Origin of the sequence: Burkholderia sp. 9779_493, from assembly GCF_015712215.1 — a bacterium.
Taxonomy (GTDB): domain Bacteria; phylum Pseudomonadota; class Gammaproteobacteria; order Burkholderiales; family Burkholderiaceae; genus Burkholderia; species Burkholderia cenocepacia.
In genome coordinates this window covers 1-20969 of record NZ_JACCQA010000011.1, presented here as the reverse complement: position 1 = coordinate 20969, position 20969 = coordinate 1, and the positions used below count along the sequence as shown (strand labels likewise).

20 protein-coding genes are annotated in these 20969 nt (G+C 69.6%); 7 read left to right on the top strand and 13 right to left on the bottom strand.

Annotated features, from left to right (window positions below; all coding sequences use genetic code 11):
• Window positions 1-103: 103 nt before the first annotated feature.
• Window positions 104-454 (top strand): hypothetical protein, encoded by a 351-nt coding sequence (locus H0X95_RS13270; protein ID WP_059723240.1) that lies wholly within the window; start codon window positions 104-106, stop codon window positions 452-454.
• Window positions 455-562: 108 nt separating this feature from the next.
• Here the strand turns inward: H0X95_RS13270 and H0X95_RS13265 are convergent, their stop codons facing one another.
• From H0X95_RS13265 to gtdA, 8 genes are all read right to left on the bottom strand, one after another.
• Window positions 563-985 carry a DUF6691 family protein gene (locus H0X95_RS13265; RefSeq protein WP_059723237.1) on the bottom strand — a complete coding sequence of 141 codons (423 nt, stop codon included), beginning with the start codon at window positions 983-985 and terminating at the stop codon, window positions 563-565.
• A 1-nt stretch (window position 986) separates the two neighbouring features.
• Window positions 987-1421 carry a YeeE/YedE family protein gene (locus H0X95_RS13260; RefSeq protein ID WP_059723233.1) on the bottom strand — a complete coding sequence of 145 codons (435 nt, stop codon included), beginning with the start codon at window positions 1419-1421 and terminating at the stop codon, window positions 987-989.
• Entirely contained in the window at window positions 1411-1761 is a 351-nt protein-coding gene (locus H0X95_RS13255) for an ArsR/SmtB family transcription factor (RefSeq protein WP_034202469.1), read from the bottom strand. The genes H0X95_RS13260 and H0X95_RS13255 overlap by 11 nt, the downstream gene beginning before the upstream one ends.
• Window positions 1762-1860: 99 nt before the next feature.
• Window positions 1861-3222, bottom strand: a complete 1362-nt coding sequence (locus H0X95_RS13250; RefSeq protein ID WP_059723230.1) for an MFS transporter — start codon at window positions 3220-3222, stop codon at window positions 1861-1863.
• 80 nt (window positions 3223-3302) lie between these two features.
• Window positions 3303-4511 (bottom strand): 3-hydroxybenzoate 6-monooxygenase, encoded by a 1209-nt coding sequence (locus H0X95_RS13245; RefSeq protein WP_034202470.1) that lies wholly within the window; start codon window positions 4509-4511, stop codon window positions 3303-3305.
• Window positions 4512-4543: 32 nt separating this feature from the next.
• The gene (gene maiA / locus H0X95_RS13240; RefSeq protein WP_196446076.1) at window positions 4544-5185 is read right to left on the bottom strand and encodes a maleylacetoacetate isomerase; all 642 of its coding nucleotides are present in this window, start codon (window positions 5183-5185) and stop codon (window positions 4544-4546) included.
• A 34-nt stretch (window positions 5186-5219) separates the two neighbouring features.
• Complete coding sequence (locus H0X95_RS13235) at window positions 5220-5918, bottom strand: fumarylacetoacetate hydrolase family protein (RefSeq protein ID WP_006488722.1); 699 nt, start codon at window positions 5916-5918, stop codon at window positions 5220-5222.
• An 87-nt stretch (window positions 5919-6005) separates the two neighbouring features.
• Window positions 6006-7049 carry a gentisate 1,2-dioxygenase gene (gene gtdA / locus H0X95_RS13230; RefSeq protein WP_006488719.1) on the bottom strand — a complete coding sequence of 348 codons (1044 nt, stop codon included), beginning with the start codon at window positions 7047-7049 and terminating at the stop codon, window positions 6006-6008.
• A gap of 163 nt (window positions 7050-7212) precedes the next feature.
• Here gtdA and H0X95_RS13225 point away from each other — a divergent pair, with 163 nt between their 5' ends.
• Window positions 7213-8157 (top strand): LysR substrate-binding domain-containing protein, encoded by a 945-nt coding sequence (locus H0X95_RS13225; RefSeq protein WP_006488716.1) that lies wholly within the window; start codon window positions 7213-7215, stop codon window positions 8155-8157.
• Between the two features lie 50 nt (window positions 8158-8207).
• On the opposite strand, the gene H0X95_RS13220 is transcribed toward H0X95_RS13225, so the two are convergent.
• The 4 genes from H0X95_RS13220 to H0X95_RS13205 form a co-directional block, all read right to left on the bottom strand.
• A complete protein-coding gene (locus H0X95_RS13220; protein WP_012493272.1) occupies window positions 8208-9476 on the bottom strand; it encodes an NAD(P)/FAD-dependent oxidoreductase in 1269 nt (422 codons plus the stop codon).
• Window positions 9473-9706: a 2Fe-2S iron-sulfur cluster-binding protein gene (locus tag H0X95_RS13215; protein WP_006491351.1), complete on the bottom strand. Its 234-nt coding sequence runs from the start codon at window positions 9704-9706 to the stop codon at window positions 9473-9475. Before H0X95_RS13215 ends, H0X95_RS13220 begins: the two co-directional genes overlap by 4 nt.
• Before the next feature lie 282 nt (window positions 9707-9988).
• Entirely contained in the window at window positions 9989-11116 is a 1128-nt protein-coding gene (locus tag H0X95_RS13210; protein WP_059723218.1) for an NAD(P)/FAD-dependent oxidoreductase, read from the bottom strand.
• Entirely contained in the window at window positions 11113-12045 is a 933-nt protein-coding gene (locus H0X95_RS13205; protein ID WP_059723495.1) for a 4-hydroxyproline epimerase, read from the bottom strand. The genes H0X95_RS13210 and H0X95_RS13205 overlap by 4 nt, the downstream gene beginning before the upstream one ends.
• Before the next feature lie 251 nt (window positions 12046-12296).
• On the opposite strand from H0X95_RS13205, the gene H0X95_RS13200 reads away from it, so the two are divergent.
• The 5 genes from H0X95_RS13200 to ilvD all read left to right on the top strand — a co-directional run bounded on the left by H0X95_RS13200 (window position 12297) and on the right by ilvD (window position 19910).
• Complete coding sequence (locus tag H0X95_RS13200; RefSeq protein ID WP_006484863.1) at window positions 12297-13217, top strand: dihydrodipicolinate synthase family protein; 921 nt, start codon at window positions 12297-12299, stop codon at window positions 13215-13217.
• Window positions 13218-13443: 226 nt separating this feature from the next.
• The gene (locus H0X95_RS13195) at window positions 13444-15069 is read left to right on the top strand and encodes an APC family permease (RefSeq protein WP_059723214.1); all 1626 of its coding nucleotides are present in this window, start codon (window positions 13444-13446) and stop codon (window positions 15067-15069) included.
• 70 nt (window positions 15070-15139) lie between these two features.
• Window positions 15140-16732 carry an aldehyde dehydrogenase (NADP(+)) gene (locus tag H0X95_RS13190; protein WP_059723211.1) on the top strand — a complete coding sequence of 531 codons (1593 nt, stop codon included), beginning with the start codon at window positions 15140-15142 and terminating at the stop codon, window positions 16730-16732.
• Window positions 16725-17747: an Ldh family oxidoreductase gene (locus tag H0X95_RS13185; protein WP_006495060.1), complete on the top strand. Its 1023-nt coding sequence runs from the start codon at window positions 16725-16727 to the stop codon at window positions 17745-17747. The genes H0X95_RS13190 and H0X95_RS13185 overlap by 8 nt, the downstream gene beginning before the upstream one ends.
• Before the next feature lie 303 nt (window positions 17748-18050).
• A complete protein-coding gene (ilvD, locus tag H0X95_RS13180) occupies window positions 18051-19910 on the top strand; it encodes a dihydroxy-acid dehydratase (RefSeq protein ID WP_012493271.1) in 1860 nt (619 codons plus the stop codon).
• Window positions 19911-20029: 119 nt separating this feature from the next.
• Here ilvD and H0X95_RS13175 read toward each other — a convergent pair whose 3' ends face one another.
• The gene (locus tag H0X95_RS13175; protein WP_059723207.1) at window positions 20030-20893 is read right to left on the bottom strand and encodes an SH3 domain-containing protein; all 864 of its coding nucleotides are present in this window, start codon (window positions 20891-20893) and stop codon (window positions 20030-20032) included.
• Between the last annotated feature and the right edge of the window lie 76 nt (window positions 20894-20969).

Below are 20969 nucleotides of genomic sequence, written 5' to 3'. Positions count from 1 at the left end.
CCTGAATCTGTCGTGCGCGCGTCCGTTTCCCTAACCTGATTGCACGCTGTCGCCTCGTCGTCGCGAGGCCGCGCAACCGGAGCAACCGGGAAAAGGAATCGCCATGCGGACGCAACACCTCCGGCTCGACGCCGGGCAAAGCCACTTTGCGTGGTTCGACAAGGGCAGTCAGCTGATCGTGCTGGATGGCGCGCTGGCGGTCACGCTGCGCCACGGCGGGCTCGACTGGCTGCCCGATGCACCGCAATACATTCGCCGCGAACTCGACGAGGGCGAATGCCTGACGCTCGAAACCGCCGGTCACGTCGCGCTGTCGGCTGGCGGCCGCGACGTGGTCAGCACGGCGATCGTGGCCCCCTCGGGCCGAAGCAGCATGCTCGCGGTGTGGCGCGACATCCTGCGCCGACTGGCCGGTCGACTGCACGGCGGCCGGCACGTGAACGAGCATGTCTGACATCGCGGCTTGCCCGCCGTGAGCCACGCCGGAAAGTCACCGCATCATCGCGGTGACCGATGAACCCGTGATGTTCCGAGCAATCGTGCCAAGCGAACGTCCCGCGCGTCACCGCCCGTTCCGCCAGCGCTCGATCCACTCGAACAACGCCATCCCGGCCAGCATCGCGACGACGAACCCGATCCCCTTGGCCGACCCGAAGCCGATCGACACGATCGCGGGCCCCGGGCAGAACCCGGCAATTCCCCAGCCGATGCCGAACGCCGCACTTCCCGCGACCAGGCGCACGGTAATCGTCCGCACCGCCGGCAGTTGCATCGGCAGGCCGAGCCAAGAGCGGGTCCGGCGCTTCGCCCACGCGAACGCGAACACCACAACACCGGTCGCGCCCGCCATCACGAACGCGAGCGACGGATCCCAGCGGCCCGCCAGGTCGAGAAAACCGAGCACCTTCTGCGGATCGGCCATGCCCGACACGATCAGGCCGACGCCGAACAGCAACCCCGCCAGAAACGCGAATCCTGCCTGCATGTCAGCCTCCCGCCACGTGCAGCCGCACGAAGACGGTCGCGAAGCCCGCGACCATGAAGGTCGCCGTCGCGACCACCGAACGCAGCGCCCCGCGCGACATCCCGCATACGCCGTGACCGCTCGTGCAGCCGCCCGCGTACCGCGTGCCGATCCCGACCAGCAGCCCGGCCGCGAGCAGTTCAGGCCAACCGGCGTCGATCCGGGGCGTCAGGCTGCGCCCGGCGACGTGCATCGCAACGGGCGCGACGATCATCCCGGCGATGAACGCGACGCGCCAGCCGCGCTCCGCGCCGCCCGCGGCGAGCAAGCCGCCGACGATCCCGCTGATGCCGGCGATCCGGCCGTTGAACGCGACGAGCCACGCGGCCGCGAGCCCGATCAGCACGCCACCGGCCAGCGACAGCCACGGCGTGAAATGAAGCGCATCAATCTGCATCGCGCGCCTCCTTCGCGGTCGCCCCGCAGAACTGCTCGTACAGCACGCCCATCACCGCGACCACGGCCGGACTGTCGAGCGAATAGCGGATGGTCTTGCCTTCCCGGCGGGTACGAACCAGCGCGTTGTCGCGCAACACGCCGAGCTGCTGCGACAGCGTCGGTTGATGGATGTCCAGTCGCGCCTCGAGATCGCTCACGCAGCACTCGCCCTGCGACAGTTCGCACAGCAGCAGCAGCCGGTCGGGATTCGACATGACCTTGAGGAGCGCACAGGCCGATTCGGCGGCGGCGCGCATCTGATCGGGCGCGGGCAGCCCGGCGGGGAGATCGTCGTTCATCGGAGCGGGAATACGATTAAGGAATGAACATTATATTCATTTATATAATGTTGTATCCCGCTGCTTGCCGGACCGGCAATCCGGCCGCCCCTCCTTCGATCAGGCCTGCCTGCCCGCCATTCCGTCGGCGGCCGCCGCGCGTACCACGCCCGCGCGCACCACGCCGAGCGCCAGTACCGCGACCGCCGCGATCACGCATGGCGCGGCAACGACGGCGAACGCGGTCGACAGCGGCACGCCCATCGCCAGCATCGCGCCGCCCGCCATCGAGCCGACCACCGAGCCGCCGCGACCGATCCCGTTCGCCCAGCTCACGCCGGTCGTCCGGCACTCGGTCGGATAGAACGCGGCCGATAGCGCGTTCGCCCCCACCTGCGAGCCGGATACGCAGAAGCCGGCGGCGAACACCGCGAGCGCGGCACCCCACGGCGACGCGGCGAACACGCCGATCGCCGCGACGCACGCACCGGCCGCCGCATAGCTGCAGGCCAGCACGCGATGCGGATCGAAGCGGTCCATCAGCCAGCCGAGAATGATCGCGCCGAGCGTGCCGCCGACCTGGAACATCGCGGTCACGCGCGCGGCCGTCTGCAGCGTCGCGCCAGTCGTGCGCAGCAGCGTCGGCAGCCAGCTCGACAGCAGGTAAATGACCAGCAGGCTCATGAAGAACGTGAGCCACAGCAGCAGCGTGCCGCGCAGCAGGTCGGCGGCGAACAGCCGGCCGAGCGGCGACCCGGCCGGCTTTCCGGCGGGCGCGATGAACGACGCATGCGCGAGATGCGGATCCGGTGCGATACGGCCGAGCATCGTCGCGATCCGCGCAGACGGCGCGCCCTGGTTGACGAGATAGCGCACCGACTCCGGCAGTCGCCACGCGAGCAGCGGCAGGAGCAGCAGCGGTGCTGCGCCGCCGACGACCAGCACCGCGCGCCAGCCGTGGTGCTCGATCAGCGACGCGGCCGCGAGCCCGCCGAGCGCGGAACCGATCGTGAAGCCGCAGAACATCGTCGTCACGAGCAGCGAGCGACGGCGCGCCGGGCAGTATTCGGACGTCAGCGTGATCGCATTCGGCATCGCGCCGCCGAGCCCGAGCCCGGTCACGAAGCGCCACACGATCAGCTCGGTCAGGCTACCCGCGCTCGCCGACGCGGCACTCGCGATGCCGAAGCACGCGACGCATGCGAGCAGCAGGCGCTTGCGGCCGAACCGGTCGCCGAACGGCCCGAACACGAGCGCGCCGGCCATCAGCCCGGCCAACCCCGCGCCGAATACCGGCGCGAGCCGCGCGGGCGACAAGCCCCATTCCGCGCGGATGACGGGTGCGATGAACCCGATCGACGCGGTATCGAATCCGTCGATCGCGACGATCAGAAAGCACAGGACGACGATCGCGGCCTGAAACGGCGCAATGCGATGCCGGTCGATCCATTCGCTGACGTCGATGGACAGCGTATCGGCCATGATGGTGTCTCCTCCAGGAAGGCGGCGCGCGTCGTCTGTCGTTGAAATGCGCGCCGCCGGAATCGGGCTGAACGGGTGCGCTATGCGGCCGTCTTCAGGCAATCCTCCGCACGCCAGCCGTGCAGCCAGTCGAGCGCGTCGTAGAACTGCGCGTCGGTGCGCCCGACCCACAGCCCGTTGCGCACTTGCCGCTCGACGCCCTTCGCGTGGTAGATCCGCCCCATCTCGCGCGCCGAATACAGCACGCGTGCGGTGCGTGGAATCCGCACGCGTTCGTACAGCGCGAACGCGGCCTCGAAATCGCCGTCGGTCTGCGCAACGGCCGCGCCGAGCGTCACCGCGTCCTCGAGCGCCTGGCACGCGCCCTGCGCGATGTATTGCGTCATCGGATGCGCGGCGTCGCCGAGCACCGTCGCGCGGCCCGCGCTCCAGCGCTCGACCGGATCGCGGTCGGCGGTCGCCCAGCGCTTCCATGACGTCGGCCGGTCGAGCATCTGTTTCGGCAGCGGATGGATGCCGTCGAAGTACGACAGCACTTCTTCCTTGCTGCCGTCGCGCACGCCCCAGGTCTCCTGCTCGCGGCTGTGGAACGTGACGACCAGGTTGTACTGGCGCCCGCCGCGCAGCGGATAGTGAACCAGATGGCAATGCGGGCCGGCCCATACGACCGGCGCATTGATCTGCAAATCCTTCGGCATGTTGTCGACCTCGACCACCGCGCGATACACGACATGGCCCGTCACGCGATGCGCATCGCCGATCAGCGCCTGACGGATCGCGGATTTCACGCCGTCGCAGCCGATCACCGCGTCGGCACGATAGCGTTCGCCGTGCTGGTCGATCACGGTCACGCCGTTGCCGTCCTGCTCGAACCCGCACACCTGCGTGCTCGTCCGGAATTCGATCAGCGGGTGATCCTTGACCGCCTCGTAGATCGACAGGTGAATGTCCGCGCGATGAATCACCGCATACGGATTGCCGAAACGGTCGCGATACGCGGCGCCCGTATCGATGCGCGCGACCTCGCGTGCATCGATCGCATCCATCAGTTGCAGCCAGTCGGTCAACACCGCGCGACCGCGCGCCGCCTCGCCGACACCCAGCGCATCGAGCGCGTTGAACGCGTTCGCGGCGAGCTGGATGCCCGCACCGATCTCGCCGATCCGTTCGGCCTGTTCGAGCAGCTTCACGCGAATGCCCTGACGCGCGAGCGCCAGCGCCGTCGCGAGCCCGCCGATACCGCCGCCGATCACGAGTACGCGCCGGCCGTTGTTGATTGTCTCGCCCATGTTCGTCTCCCGCGTCTATGACGCGATTCGTGTTACGCGACGTAGTCCGGTTGCCGCTGCGGTTGCGCGGCCTCGAACGCCGGTTCGTGCCGCGCGTGCTCGACCACCGCGAGGCAGCGCGGATACGCGCTCAGGTCGCAACCCATCCGTAACGCGTTCGCGACCTGCGGCACCAGGCACACGTCGGCCAGCGTCGGCGCATCGCCGAAACACCACGGGCCCGCGTTCGCGCGGGCCAGCAGCCGCTCGACGCCGGCCATCCCTTCCGCGACCCAGTGCCGGTACCACGCACTCTTCTGTTGCGGCGTGACCTTCAGCTCGCTGTCGAGATAGCGCAGCACGCGCAGGTTGTTGACCGGATGGATGTCGCACGCGATCAGCGCGGCGAGTTCCAGCACGCGCGCCCGGCGCCGCGGTTCGAGCGGAATCAGCCGAGGTGTCGGCTGGATCTGGTCGAGGTAATCGAGGATCGCGAGCGACTGGCCGAGACGGAAATCGTCGTCGGTCAGCGCCGGCACCGCGGCCGACGGGTTCACCTGCGCGATGTAATCGGCGTCGCGATGCTCGCCGGTGCGGATGTTCACCGGCAGCGTGTCGTACGGCAGCCCTTTCAGCGCGAGCGCGATGCGCACCCGGTAGGAAGTCGAACTGTTGAAGAAGCTATGCAGTTGCACGATGTGACCTTTCGAGGAAAGCGACGAACGGGCGTCAGACCACACGCACGGTCAGCTCGCCGAGACGCTCGACGCCGACCTTCATCACGTCGCCCGCGACCACCGGCCCGACCCCTTCGGGCGTGCCGGTAAAGATCACGTCGCCCGGTTCGAGGCGGAAGAACTTCGACAGGTCGGCCACCGTTTCCGCGACCGACCAGATCAGGTGCGACACGTCGCTCTTCTGCCTGGTCGCGCCGTTGACGGTCAGCCACAGGCCGCCCTGCTCGACATGTCCGACGTCGCTCGCCCGATGCACGGGCCCGAGCGGCGCCGAACGGTCGAACGCCTTGCCGATTTCCCACGGCCGCCCCATCTCGCGCATCTTCATCTGCAGGTCGCGGCGCGTCATGTCGAGGCCGACCGCATAGCCCCACACGTGGTCGAGCGCGCGTTCGAGCGGAATGTCCGAACCGCCCTTGCCGATCACCGCGACGAGTTCGGCTTCGTAGTGATAGTTCTGCGTCTGCGACGGATACGCGAGATCGAGCGTCTCGCCGTACGCCACCGGCACGATCGAATCGGCGGGCTTGCAGAAGAAGAACGGCGGCTCGCGATCGGGATCGAAGCCCATCTCGCGCGCATGGGCCGCGTAGTTGCGGCCGACGCAATAGACGCGGCGAACCGCAAATCGGGCATCGCTGCCGGCAACGGGCAGCGCTACCGGCGCTTCGGGCGGGAATACGAAAGTCATGAACGGCTCCAGCGTAGACATGAATGAAGGGGCGCGCGCCGCGACTTCGGCGGCGCGCGGAAAACGGATCGTGGACGGCCGTCGGCGTCAGTCGCGCGCTTCGCGCAGCAGGTTCAGCGCGGACAGCACGGGCCGGTCGGAATAGCTGAACAGCACGCTGTCGGACGACGCCGACAGCCGCACCGGCGCCCACGACGGCGCGACGAAGATGTCGTGCGGCGCGAACGCGAACGCCTGGTCGCCGATCAGCGCGGCGCCGCGGCCTTCGACGACGCAATAGATCGTCGCGTCGGTGCTGCGATACGTGCGGCCGTCGAAGCCCGCGGGCAGGAACTGCATGAAGGTGGCGATGGTCGGCATCGGCCAGCCGCCCGTCGCGGGGTTCACGTAGCGCAGCTTCACGCCGTCCCACGCATCGAGTTCGCCGTTCCGGTACAGCGCGTCGAGCGCCTCGCGGCTGCGCGCATACGGATAGCTGAACACCGGCGACGTCGGATCGCTCACGCGATGCCGCACCGGCACCATGTTGTGACCGAAGCGCGCGAAGCTGTCGCCTTCCGGACGATTCACCGGCTGCACGGCTTCCGGGAAGTTCTCCGCGAAACCGGCGTCGAGGTGCGCGAGCAGCGGGATGTCGAGCCCGTCGAGCCACACGACCGGCTCGCCGCCGTCTTCCACCGACGGATTGCCGTGGTCGTGCCACGCCCACGACGGCGTGATGATGAAGTCGCCGGGATGCATCGTCGTGCGCTCGCCGTTCACGGCCGTCCACGCGCCGCGCCCTTCGACGATGAAACGCAGCGCCGACTGCGTATGACGGTGGCTCGGCGCGATCTCGCCCGGCAGGATCAGCTGCAGCCCCGCGTACAGGCTCGGCGTCATGCTCGACTTGCCCGGCAGCCCAGGGTTCTCGAGCACCAGCACGCGACGCACCGCTTCTTCGGCGCTGATCACGCTGCCGGCCTGCATCACGAGGTCGCGTATCTGTGCGTACTTCCAGATCGCGGCCTGCGCGGCCGGCTGCGGCGAGGTCGGCACGAGGTTGTGCAGCGATTCCCACAGCGGCGCCAGGCGCTGCTCGGCGATTCGTGCGTAGTAAGCGGCGCGTGTCGCGTCCGGATGGGTCGTCATGATGTCTCCTGCGGGTCGGCCGATCGGGTCGGCGCTATGTCGGGGCGGGGACCGTACTGCAGTCCGTCAGCAGATTTATATTCGACGCAGACATACCCGGTAAAATGGTCAAATCATCTGATCCATATATTTCTGGATATACCTACCTGCAACGAGGCATGCAATGGACTGGACCCACCGGCTGCGGCTGCGGCATCTGCAGGTACTGTTGAGCCTGGCCGGCACCGGCAATCTGAGCCAGTCGGCGGTCGCGCTCGCGACCACGCAGCCGGCGCTGTCGAAATGGCTGAAGGAGCTGGAAGAGGATGTCGGGCTGCCGCTGTTCGAGCGGCATGCGCGCGGGCTGCGGCCGACGCCTTACGGCGAAGCGCTGATCGAGCACGCGCGCCGCGTCGAAGCGCAGCTCGACATCGCGCGCGACGACATGGCCGCGTTGCGCGAAGGCGGCAGCGGCCTCGTGACGATCGGCACGTCGGGCGTCGCGGCGGCCGACACGGTGCCGTTCGCGGTGTCGCAGCTGCTGAAACGCATGCCGCGCGCGCAGGTGCGGCTCACCGAAAGCACGATGAACCAGCTGATGCCGCAGCTCGCGCGCAGCGAACTCGATATCGTCGTCGGCCGTTCGGGTTCGACGTCCGTCGATCCGCTGCTGCATGCCGAAGCGTTGTACGTCGATCCGGTCGTGTTCGTCGCGCGGCCCGACCACGCACTGGCCGGCGCGACGTCGCTCGGCTGGGACGACGTGCTCGCCTATCCGTGGATCGTGTGGCCGGCGGGCACGCCCGTCCACAATGCGCTGGAAGCCGCGCTGCACGCCGCCGGCCGCGCGCAGCCGCCGCACTGCGTCGAATCGAATTCTTCGATCCTGAACCTCACGCTGCTGAACAACACCGATCTGCTCGGCGTCGCGTCGCACCGCGCCGCGCGGCGCTTCGCGCAACTGAACGCGATCCGCATCCTGCCGATGGAACTCGAGGGTCAGGGCGCGGTATCGATGTACTGGCACCCCGACAGCGCGAACCGCGCGGCCGTGGCCGCGACGATCGAGTGTCTGCGCGCCTGTGCGGCGCCGCAGGTTGGCGGATGGGAGAAAGTGAAGGTGGAATGAAAGGCGCGGCCCGGCGCGAACCGGACCGCTTCACCGCGACGCCGCACGCATCATGCGCCGTCGCAGGGCCCCGTACCGTCGAGCATCAGCGTGCCGACCCGCGCGGGCACGAGCGGCGTGCGCGGCGCCGGCGGCGTCCAGCCGAACAGCGCCTGCGCGGCCGCGCCGCACACGCGGCCCTGGCATGCGCCCATCCCGCAACGCGACTGCAGTTTGGCGACCGTCCAGCCCGGTTCCCGCGCGACCGCATCGAACCGCACGTCTTCGCAACGACACAGCAGCGTGTCGGCTCGCGCGAGCCGGCGGATCGGCTCGCGGATCGCGAAGCGCTCGCGCACGGCATCCGCGAATGCCTGCCAGCGCGCGCGGCGTGCGACCAGCGCGGCCAGTCGGTCGGTCTGCCCGGTCGCCGCATAGCCGGCGATTTCGCCTTCGACCATCGCCAGCTCGCTGCCGCCGACACCCGTGCACTCGCCCGCCGCGAAATACCCGTCGCGACTCGTGCGCTGGTGTGCGTCGACCGCCACCGCGCCGTGCTCGATCCGGCAGCCGAGATGACGCGGCAGCACGGTATTCGGCACGAGGCCGAAGCCGCACGCGAGCCGGTCGCAGTCGACGTCGAATTCGCGATCGCCCTGGCGAATCCGCACGCGTTCGAGCCGCTGGTCGCCGAATGCCTCGACGACGTACGCAGCCGGCCGATAGGCAGCCGTGACGAGCTTCGCGGCCTGCGCGAGCTTCGACGGCCAGCGCCACAGCCCCGCGCCGAAGCCAGCGACGTCGCCCCATGCGGCCTGTTCGAGCACGTGCGACACGCGTGCGCCGGCGTGCCGGGCCGTCGCCGCGCTCGCCAGCAGCAGCGGCCCGCTGCCCGCGATCACCGTGCGCTGCCCGCGCACGTCCAACCCGTACTTGATCAGCGCCTGCAAGCCGCCGGCGCCGGTCACGCCCGGCAGCGTCCAGCCCGGAAACGGCAGCAGCAGCTCGCGCGCGCCGCAGCAGAGAATCAGCGTCCGGAAATCGAGCAGCAGCCCGCGTTCGTCGTCCTCGAGCAGCAGCGTGCCCGGCTGCGTTTCGGCGACGATGCGCGTCGCCGCGAGATGCGTGACGTTCGGCTGCCGCAGCACGGCCAGGCGTTCGGCGGCGGCCGGCGTCGGTGCGGACGCTGCCGGCTGCCGCCAGATCTGCCCGCCCGCGCGCGGGTTGTCGTCGACGATCGCAACCGTCGCGCCGCTGCGCGCGGCGGCTCGTGCGGCCGACAGCCCGGCCGGGCCCGCGCCGACGATCGCGACGTCGACGCTCAATCGTTCCTGATTCATCGCGTGCGCTCCACCTGCATGCCGTCGCGGCACAGCGTCTGGCACGCCAGCCGGCGCCGGCCGTCGATCGTCATCCGGCATTCCTGGCAGATGCCCATTCCGCAAAACGGCGCACGCGCCGCACCCGTGCACGACACGCGCGTCATGTCGTCGCCGCTCGCCGCGACGGCGGCCGCGACGGTCGCGCCGTCGGCCACCGTCAGCGCGCGGCCGTCCAGATGAATGATCATGTCCGCCTCCGCCGGGCCGCCCCAAGGAGGCTGACCGCCCCCGCGGGGGGCAGCGAACAAAGTGAGCGTGGGGGTCGTTTCATCTCAGCCTCCGCCGGGCCGCCGCAAGGGCGTAGCAGGGAATTCGCAGCGCATCGCTCTGCGCCTGCGTAGCGGGCCGGCTTTGCAAAGCCGGCCGTGGGCGGCTGACGGCCCCCGCCGGAGGCACCTTGCATGGGACCGGCGTAAGCGCTGAAGCGCCAACGCCGGTCGACGGCGAACGAAGTAAGCGTGGGGATGGTTTCATGTCAGCGCTCCAGCTACGGGGGACGCGGTCAGGAAGCGTCCCGGCAAATACGGTTCGATCTCGATGGGCGGCCGCTCGCCGGCCATCAGCGCGGCGACGAGCCGCGCGCTGCCCGGCGCGGTCGTCACGCCGAGCCCTTCGTGCCCGACCGCGAGCCACACGCCCGGCCGCGCCGGGTGCTCGCCGAGCAGCGGCAGGCCGTCGGGACTCGCGGAGCGAAAGCCGGTCCAGGCACGGATGCCGTTCAGGTCGGCCAGCGCAGGCAGATAGCCGACCGCGCGGCGCAGCATGCGCGCGAGCACGGGCGGCTCGACCTGCGCGTCCTCGGTGTCGAACTGGCGCGACGAGCCGATCAGCAACTGACCGGTCGGCCGCGGCTGCACGTTGAACGCGACCGACGTGCCGTCGCTCGCGTGCGCGCTCGCCGCATAGCCCAGCTCGACGAGCTGGTGCGACACATGGCCCGGATAGCGGTCGGTAATCAGCAGATGCCCTTTTTTCGGGCGCAGCGGCAATTCGGGCAGCAGCGTACGCGCCGCGACGCCGTTCGCGACCACCACGCGCTCCGCGCGCAGCACGTCGCCGCTTGCGAGCGTCACGCTCGGGCCATCGACCGCGACGGCCCGCTCGCGGCGCACCGTGACGCGCGGCGCGCGCTGCAGCAGCCAGTTCGCGGTGACGGGTGCGTAGAGAATCGCGTCGCCCGGAATCTTCAGCGCGCCGCCGAGGCCCGCGCGCAGCATCGGCTCCAGTTGCGCGAGCGCCGCCGCGTCGATCAGCTCGCCGGCCACGCCGTGCGCGGCGAGCGTCGCCTGCTTCGCGCGCGCCAGATCCATCTCGTGCGCATCGGCCGCGAGCCACAGCGTGCCGCAGTTGCGGTATGCGCAGCCGTCGGGCATCTCGCCACTCAACGCGCGCCACAGTTCGATCGAGTAATGGCTCAGCGCGAGCTCCGCCGCGTTGTCGTCCATCGCGACGAGGTGCCCCATGCCCGCGCCGGTCGCGCCGCCGCTCGCGTCGTCGACGACGAACACGCGCAGCCCGCGCTGCGCGAGTTCGTGCGCGCACGCCGCGCCGACGATGCCGGCGCCGATCACGACGACGTCGGTCTTCGTTTCGCTCACGACCCGATGCCCCAGCCGAACGGATCGTCTTCCTCGATCAGCAGCGTCGCTTCCGCGCTCAGGTGCGCGCTGCCGCGAATCGTCGGCACGATGCCGCCGTCGGCCCGTTCGTAGCTCGCGTGAAACACGCTGCCGATCACGCTCGCCTGCCGCCACACGGCGCCCGGTGCGAGCTTGCCGTCGGCCGCGAGGCACGCGAGCTTCGCGCTCGTGCCGGTGCCGCACGGCGAACGGTCGTACGCGAGGCCCGGGCACAGCACGAAGCTGCGGCTGTCGTGCTCGGGATCGTCGGCGAACAGCTCGATGTGGTCGATCTCGCCGCCGTTCGCGCCGGTGATGCCCGCGCGTTCGAGCCCTTCGCGCACGGCCGACGTATACGCGGTGAGCGCCGCGACGTTGTCGCCGGCGACGCGCTGCCCGTGGTCGCTGATCAGGAAGAACCAGTTGCCGCCCCACGCGATGTCGCCCTTCACGGGGCCGTATCCCGGCACGTCGAGCGCGACGCCCTGCGCGTGGCGATACGCGGGCACGTTGCGCACGCTGACCGACAGGTCGTCGTGCAGCGTCGCCTCGACGGTGCCGACCGGCGTCTCGATCCTGTGCACGCCCGGCGCGATGCGTCCCATGTGATGCAGCGTGCGCACGACGCCGATCGTGCCGTGCCCGCACATCCCGAGATAGCCGCTATTGTTGAAGAAGATCACGCCGGCCGCCGCGTCGGGCGCTACCGGGTCGCACAGCAGCGCGCCGACCAGCACGTCGCTGCCGCGCGGCTCGAGGATGCACGCGGTGCGGTAACGGTCGTGCTCGCGCGCGAGCACGTCGCGCCGCTCGGCCATCGTGCCGTTGCCGAGCGACGGAAAGCCGGACACGACGAGCCGAGTGGGTTCGCCGCCCGTGTGCGAATCGATGATCTGGATGCGCTTCATCATGAGCCGTCCGAAGTGGGGAAAGGAGCATAGCTTCCTCCGTCGCGCGTCCGTCCGCTTGTGGCTTTTCGATGAGGACGACGACGAAATCGGCATAGTGCGATGCGCCCCTCCCGCCCCTGCCGGCCACTGTGCCGATTTCGTCATTTTGCTCCGCGATACGACTCAAGCGTGATGGGCGTTTGCGCGGCGATACTGGTTGCCACACCGACACACCCGTCGGCCGACCGATACGAACGTAGGAGATTTCAGTGAGCCGAAACGCCATTCAGTGGACCGGGGTTTTCCCGGCCGTCAGCACCCAGTTCAAGCCGGACTTTTCCCTCGACATCGACGCCACGCACCGCGTGGTCAAGAACCTGGTGAACGACGGCGTGTCGGGCCTCGTGGTCTGCGGCACGGTCGGCGAAAACACGTCGCTGTCGACGAGCGAGAAGCTGCAGGTCATCGAGGCCGCACGCGACGCGGCCGGCGGCAAGATTCCGGTGATCGCCGGCATCGCCGAATTCACGACCGAATTCGCGCGCAACACGGTGCGCGAAGCGCAGCGCGTCGGCGTCGACGGCGTGATGGTGATGCCCGCGCTCGTCTACTCGGCGAAGCCGCACGAAACCGCCGCGCACTTCCGCGCGGTCGCGACGAGCACCGACCTGCCGGTGATGGTCTACAACAACCCGCCGATCTACAAGAACGACGTGACGCCCGACGTGCTGATCGCGTTGCAGGATTGCGAGAACATCGTCTGCTTCAAGGATTCGTCGGGCGATACGCGCCGCTTCATCGACCTGCGCAATGCGGTCGGCGATCGCTTCGTGCTGTTCGCGGGCCTCGACGACGTCGTGGTCGAGAGCATCGCGGTCGGCGCGGAAGGCTGGGTGTCGGGCATGTCGAACGCGTTCCCGAAGGAAGGCGAGACGCTGTTCCGCCTCGCGAAGCAGAAGCGCTTCGACGAAGCGCTCGCGCTGTATCGCTGGTTCATGCCGCTGCTGCACCTCGACGCACGCCCCGACCTCGTGCAGTGCATCAAGCTGTGCGAAGAGCTGGTCGGCCGCGGCAGCGCGATCACGCGCCCGCCGCGCCTCGCGCTGCAAGGCGACACGCTCGCGGAAGTGAAGGCCATCGTCGCGAAGGCGCTCGAAACGCGCCCGGCGCTGCCCGACGTCGGTCTCTGATCGACGCCCCTGCGGCGGCGCGCGGGCTTGCCCCTGTTCGTCGCCGTCCGCGGTCCGGCATGGCCTGCGGGCCCGTTCACCGGCGGCGCCAGCCCGCGCCGCCGGTGAACGGGTCGCGGCCCGCCCCGGTCGTTCGAACCGGGCGACGCCGGCCGGCAGGCGTGCGCGCTGCTCCGTCGGAGCGCGCCACGCGCGCCTGCACCGACATTCCCCAGGAGACAAGCCCATGCCAGGCCAAGGCAACGCACACCCGTCTGTCCCGCTTTCCCGTTCCGCGCACCCCGGCGCGGGTCACGGCAAGTTCAAGAAACAGCTGTCGCTGACCGATCTCACGTTCATCGGTCTCGGCGCCATTTTCGGTTCGGGGTGGCTGTTCGCCGCGAGTCACGTGTCGACGATCGCGGGCCCGGCCGGCATCTTCTCGTGGCTGCTCGGCGGCTTCGCGGTGCTGCTGCTCGGCATCGTCTACTGCGAACTCGGCGCCGCGCTGCCGCGCGCGGGCGGCGTGGTGCGCTACCCGGTGTTCTCGCACGGCCCGCTGCTCGGCTACCTGATGGGCTTCATCACGCTGATCGCGTTCTCGAGCCTGATCGCGATCGAAGTCGTCGCCGCGCGCCAGTACGCGGCCGCATGGTTTCCGGGGCTGACGGTCGAAGGATCGAGCGACCCCACCACGCTCGGCTGGCTCGTGCAGGCCGCGCTGCTCTGCTTCTTCTTTTACCTGAACTATTCGAGCGTGAAGACGTTCGCGAAGGCGAACAACATCATCAGCATCTTCAAGTTCATCGTGCCGCTGTCGGTGATCGCGGTGCTGTTCACGTTCTTCAAGCCCGCGAACCTGACCGTGCGCGGCTTCGCGCCGTTCGGCATGCCGGGCATCGAGATGGCCGTGTCGGCCGGCGGCATCATTTTCGCGTATCTCGGGCTCACGCCGATCGTGTCGGTCGCGAGCGAGGTGCGCAATCCGCAGCGCACGATCCCGATCGCGCTGATCCTGTCGATCCTGCTGTCGACGCTGATCTACGTGCTGCTGCAACTCGCGTTCATCGGCAGCATCCCGACGGCCATGCTCGCCGCCGGCTGGCACGACGTGAGCAAGGCGTTCTCGCTGCCGTACCGCGACATCGCCCTCGCGCTCGGCGTCGGCTGGCTCGCGGTGATGGTCGTCGCCGACGCGATGATCTCGCCGAGCGGCTGCGGCAACATCTACATGAACGCGACGCCGCGCGTGGTCTACGGCTGGGCGAAGACGGGCACCTTCTTCAAGGTGTTCACGCGCGTCGACGAAGCGTCGGGCATCCCGCGCGCGGGCCTGTGGCTCACGTTCGGCCTCGCGATCTTCTGGACGCTGCCGTTCCCGTCGTGGGAAGCGCTGATCAACATCGTGTCGGCGGCGCTGGTACTCAGCTATGCGGTCGCCCCGGTGTCGGTCGCCGCGCTGCGCCGCACCGCGCCCGACCTGCCGCGGCCGTTCCGCGCCAGCGCGTTCGGCCTCACCGGCCCCGCGTCGTTCGTGATCGCCGCGTTGATCGTCTACTGGTCGGGCTGGAGCACGGTGTCCTGGCTGCTCGGCCTGCAGATCGTGATGTTCGCGATCTATCTCGCGTGCCGCCGCTGGGTGCCGACCGCGCACCTGAGCCTCGCCGAGCAGGTGCGTTCGTCCGCGTGGCTGATCGCGTTCTATGCGGCGATGATCGTGCTGTCGTATCTCGGCGGCTTCGGTGGCACCGGCCGGCTCGCGCATCCGTACGACACGGTCGTCGTCGCGGCCGTCGCGCTCGTCATCTACTACTGGGGCGCAAACACCGGCGTGCGCACCGACAAGCTGCAACTCGACGACGACGAGGATTGACGCGCGCGCCCTTCTCCCTTCCAGCGGCCGGGCGCAGCACGCCCGGCCCGGCTTTTTTCCGAGGAAAACCATGCAACTCACAGGTCAGCTCCTGATCGGCCAGTCGGCCGTCGCCGGACAGAACGGCACTCTCCATGCGATCGCCGCCGCCACCGGCGCACCGCTCGAACCGGCGTTCGGCGGCGCGAGCCTGCACGATCTGGAAACGGCGTGCGCACTCGCCGACGACGCGTTCGACACCTATCGCGAAACGTCGCTCGACGCACGCGCCGCGTTCCTCGACGCGATCGGCCGCCACATCATGGCGCTCGGCGACGACCTGATCGAGCGCTGCGTCGTCGAAACGGGGCTGCCGCGCGCGCGCATCGAAGGCGAACGCGGCCGCACGGTCGGCCAGCTCGCGCTGTTCGCGTCGCTCGTGCGGGACGGCGGTTTTCTCGACGCCCGCATCGACCCGGCGCGCCCCGAACGCAAGCCGCTGCCGCGCGTCGACCTGCGCCTACGCAACGTCGCGGTCGGGCCGGTGGCCGTGTTCGGCGCGTCGAACTTCCCGCTCGCGTTCTCGGTGGCCGGCGGCGACACGGCGTCGGCGCTCGCGGCCGGCTGCCCGGTGATCGTCAAGGCGCATTCCGCGCATCCGGGCACGTCGGAACTCGTCGGCCGCGCGATCCAGCAGGCCGCGCGCGAATGCGGGATGCCGGCCGGCGTGTTCTCGCTGCTGTTCGACGCATCGCGCGAGATCGGCCAGGCGCTCGTCGCCGATCCGCGCATCAAGGCGGTCGGCTTCACCGGGTCGCGTCGCGGCGGCGTCGCGCTGATGCATATCGCGGCTGCGCGCCCCGAGCCGATCCCCGTCTATGCGGAAATGAGCTCGATCAACCCGGTGCTGCTGTGTCCCGCCGCGCTCGACGCACGTCACGATGCGATCGCGCCGCAGTTCGTCGCGTCGCTCACGCTCGGCGCCGGCCAGTTCTGCACGAACCCGGGCCTCGTGCTGGCGGTCGACGGCCCCGCGCTGCGCGCGTTCGAAGCCGCAGCGGCCGACGCCGTACGCGCCGTCGCCGCCCAGACGATGCTGACACCGCCCATCCATGCGAGCTACGCGCAAGGCGTCGCGGCGCTGCGCGATCACTCGGCCGTCGCGCTGCTGGCCGAAGGCGTCGAAGGCGGCCGCCATCAGGCGCGCGCGGCGCTGCTCGCAACCTCTGCGGACGCATTCATCGCCCACCCCGAATTGCGCGACGAAGTGTTCGGTCCCGCGTCGCTGATCGTGCGCTGCCCGGACACCGACACGCTGCATCGTGTGCTGAAATCGCTCGAAGGCCAGTTGACGATCGCCGCACACATCGCCGACGGCGACGCGGCGCTGTTCGCCGCGCTGCGTCCGACGCTCGAACGCAAGGCCGGCCGCATTCTGGTCAACGGCTTCGGCACGGGCGTCGAGGTCGGCCATGCGATGGTGCACGGCGGCCCGTTCCCGGCGACGTCCGACACGCGCACGACGTCCGTCGGCGCCCGCGCGATCGAGCGCTTCCTGCGGCCCGTGTCGTACCAGGACGTGCCGGACGCGCTGCTGCCGGACGCGATCCGCAGCAGCAATCCGCTGCACGTGCCGCAACGCATCGACGGCGTGCCCGCCCCGCGCGAGGTGAACCATGGCTGACCACACCACCGAAGTCGTCCTGTCGCTCGATGAAGTCCACGCGCTCGCGTTGCGCGTGCTGACGCACCATGGGATGTCCGACGCGCATGCGCGCGCCATCGCGAACGTGATCACGCAGGGCCAGCGCGACGAATGCCATTCGCACGGCGTGTACCGGCTGCTCGTCTGCGTGCGGTCGCTGAAGAAAGGCAAGGTCGATCCGCAAGCCGTGCCGACGCTGCGCCGGCTGTCGTCGTCGATCGTCGCGGTCGATGCGCATCGCGGCTTCTCGCTGCTGAGCTTCGAGACCGGGCTGCCCGTGCTGGTCGAGATGGCGAAGCAGCACGGCATCGCCGCGATGGCGATCAACCACTGCTATCACTTCTCCGCGCTGTGGCCCGAGGTCGAGGCGATCGCGGCCGAAGGGCTGGTCGGCATCGCGATGAACCCGAGCCACAGCTGGGTCGCGCCGGAAGGCGGCCGCGAACCGGTGTTCGGCACCAACCCGATCGCGTTCGCGTGGCCGCGCCCGGGCGGCGAGCCGTTCGTGTTCGATTTCGCGACGAGCGCGATCGCGCGCGGCGACATCGAGCTGCACGCGAAGCAAGGCAAGGCGATTCCGTCGCACTGGGCGATCGACGCGGACGGTCAGCCGACCACCGACCCGAAGGCCGCGCTGCAAGGCGCGATGCGCACGTTCGGCGGCCACAAGGGTTCGGCGCTCGCGGCGATGGTCGAGCTGCTCGGCGGCGCGCTGATCGGCGACATGACGAGCCGGGAATCGATGGACTTCGACGAGGGCGTCGGCGCGACGCCGTGCCACGGCGAACTCGTGATCGCGTTCGATCCGAAGGTATTTCTCGGCGACGAGCTCGACACGGGGCTCGCGCGCGGCGAGCGGATGTTCGAATCGATCGTCGCGCAGGGCGCGCGGCTGCCGTCGCAACGACGCTTCGACGCCCGCGCGCGCAGCATCGCGAACGGCGTGCGGATTCCGAAGCCGCTGTACGACGAGATCCTGACGCTGCTCGACTGACGCACGCTCGAGCGGCACGGCGCGGCTTCATCGTCGGCGGGACGGGCGAGGAAGCCGCCGTCCGGCTGCGCTGAAGATGGCGTGCGTCCCGTTTCGGGCCCGGCGCGCTTGGCGCACGCGGCCGCTGCCCGGCTCGCGCCCCCACCGCCCGCCCGCTTCCGCCGGCGCCGCAGGCCCGTCGGCTGTGGGATAATCGCGGAGTTTGCCCAGGGCGCAGCTCAAGAGGTTGTTCGCACGGGCGCGAGAGAGGCCTTTATTCCCGTGCCTCCACCCTTTTCCCGCGATATTTCTTCAGCCATCACCATGCCCACTTACCGCTCCAAAACCTCTACCGCCGGCCGCAACATGGCAGGTGCGCGCTCGCTGTGGCGCGCCACCGGCATGAAAGACGACGATTTCTCGAAGCCGATCATCGCGGTCGTCAACTCGTTCACGCAATTCGTGCCCGGGCACGTGCACCTGAAGGATCTCGGCCAGCTCGTCGCGCGCGAGATCGAGGCCGCCGGCGGCGTCGCGAAGGAATTCAACACGATCGCGGTCGACGACGGCATCGCGATGGGCCACGACGGCATGCTGTACTCGCTGCCGAGCCGCGACATCATCGCCGACTCGGTCGAATACATGGTGAACGCGCACTGCGCGGACGCGATGGTGTGCATCTCGAACTGCGACAAGATCACGCCGGGGATGCTGATGGCCGCGATGCGCCTCAACATTCCGGTGATCTTCGTGTCGGGCGGCCCGATGGAAGCCGGCAAGACGCGCCTCGCGAACCCGGTCACCAAGACCGTCGAACTGAAGAAGCTCGACCTCGTCGACGCGATGGTGATCGCGGCCGACCAGTCGTATTCGGACGCCGACGTCGCCGAAGTCGAACGCTCGGCCTGCCCCACCTGCGGCTCGTGCTCGGGCATGTTCACCGCGAACTCGATGAACTGCCTGACCGAAGCGCTCGGCCTGTCGCTGCCCGGCAACGGCACGGTGGTCGCCACGCACGCCGATCGCGAACAGTTGTTCAAGCGCGCGGGCCGCCGCATCGTCGAACTGACGCGCCAGCACTACGAGCAGGACGACGAACGCGTGCTGCCGCGCTCGGTCGGCTTCAAGGCGTTCGAGAACGCGATGACGCTCGACATCGCGATGGGCGGCTCGACCAACACGATCCTGCACCTGCTCGCGATCGCGCAGGAAGCCGGCATCGACTTCACGATGAAGGACATCGACCGCCTGTCGCGCACCGTACCGCAGCTGTGCAAGGTCGCGCCGAACACGAACAAGTACCACATCGAGGACGTCCACCGCGCAGGCGGCATCATGGCGATCCTCGGCGAGCTCGAGCGCGCCGGCAAGCTGCACACCGACGTGCCGACCGTCCACGCGCCGACGCTGAAGGATGCGCTCGACCAATGGGATATCGTCCTCACGCAGGACGACGCGGTCCGCACGTTCTACCTGGCCGGCCCGGCCGGCATCCCGACGCAGGTCGCGTTCAGCCAGAACACGCGCTGGCCGAGCCTCGATCTCGACCGCGCCGAAGGCTGCATCCGCTCGTACGAGCATGCGTTCTCGAAGGAAGGCGGCCTCGCGGTGCTGACGGGCAACATCGCGCTCGACGGCTGCGTCGTGAAGACGGCCGGCGTCGACGAGAGCATCCTCGTGTTCGAAGGCTCCGCTCATGTGACCGAATCGCAGGACGAAGCGGTCGAGAACATCCTGAACGACAAGGTCAAGGCCGGCGACGTGGTGATCGTGCGCTACGAAGGCCCGAAGGGCGGCCCGGGCATGCAGGAAATGCTCTACCCGACCAGCTACATCAAGTCGAAGGGGCTCGGCAAGGCGTGTGCGCTGCTGACGGACGGCCGGTTCTCGGGCGGTACGTCGGGCCTGTCGATCGGCCACTGCTCGCCGGAAGCGGCAGCGGGCGGCGCGATCGGCCTCGTGCGCGACGGCGACCGGATCCGCATCGACATTCCGAACCGCACGATCGACGTGCTGGTGTCGGACGAGGAACTGGCGCGCCGCCGCGAAGAGCAGAACGCGAAGGGCTGGAAGCCGGCGCAGCCGCGTCCGCGCAAGGTGTCCGCCGCGCTGAAGGCATACGCGAAGCTGGTCATGTCGGCCGACAAGGGCGCCGTGCGCGATCTGTCGCTGCTCGACGACTGACGACGCATGCGACGGGCGACCGGTGGCGTCTTGCCCCGCCGCGCTTGCCCAGTCAAAAAGCCGCTCTCCGGAGCGGCTTTTTTTCGTCTGGCGCCGGAAAATCCGCGGCACCGACGCCATCAGTGACGGAGTTCGTCGGGACCGCCACCTCCACCGCCGCCGTGGTTGCCCCCGCCGTTTCCGCCGCCTTGCGGCCGCGCATAACCGCCGCCACCCCAGCCGCCCTGGCGCGCGGGCTGAGGCATCGTGCGGCCCTCGCCGCCCGGTGCGGGCGACGGGTGCAGCACGGCCGGCGGCGGATTGGCCGGACGCGCATTGCCCGATCCGCCCGGCATCGGCGTCGGCGCCGCCGGGCTGGCCGGGCGCGCATTACCCATCCCGCCCGGCATCGGCGTGGGCGCCGGTGTCGGCGCAGCCGGCGGCGGCACGCGGTTCGCGCCATTCCAGCCGCCACGCGTGGCCGACGGCCGCGTGTCATGCACGGGCGGCGAGCCGCCCGGCGCGACCTGCAGCGGCGCGCCCGGTTGCGGACGCCCTTGCGCCGGCGGCATGCCGCCGGGGCCGAGCCTCGGCTCCGCACGATGCGCCCAACGATCGCGGTCGGGATACCACGGGCGATGCCGGTAATAGCGATCCCAGTACGCGCCGATCGCGAACCCGGTCACCGGCACGCCGATGATCGCGCCGTATTCGAGCAGCGGCACGTAGCTGCCCTGGTACGGATAGTCGAGCAACTGCGCATCGATCCAGCCGCGCACGCCCGGCAGGGCGACGTCGCACCACGTGTAGTCGCTCAGGCAACCGAAGACGTCGAGCGCGGTGCCGGGCGGAATCTGCGCGACCACCGGATAATCGGGCGCCGGCCCGGCAAACAGCTCGGCCGGCGAATTCGTGTAAGCGCTGCTCTGCGCATCGGCGACGCCCGGCGCGGCCGCGAGGCCGGCCAGGACGACGCACAGACTTCGGACAATCGTGTTCCTCATGATGCTCTCCCGCGCAACGTCGCCGCGCGCCGGTCAGTGCCGATGGCCGCCGCCCCAGTGGCCGCCACCCCAATGT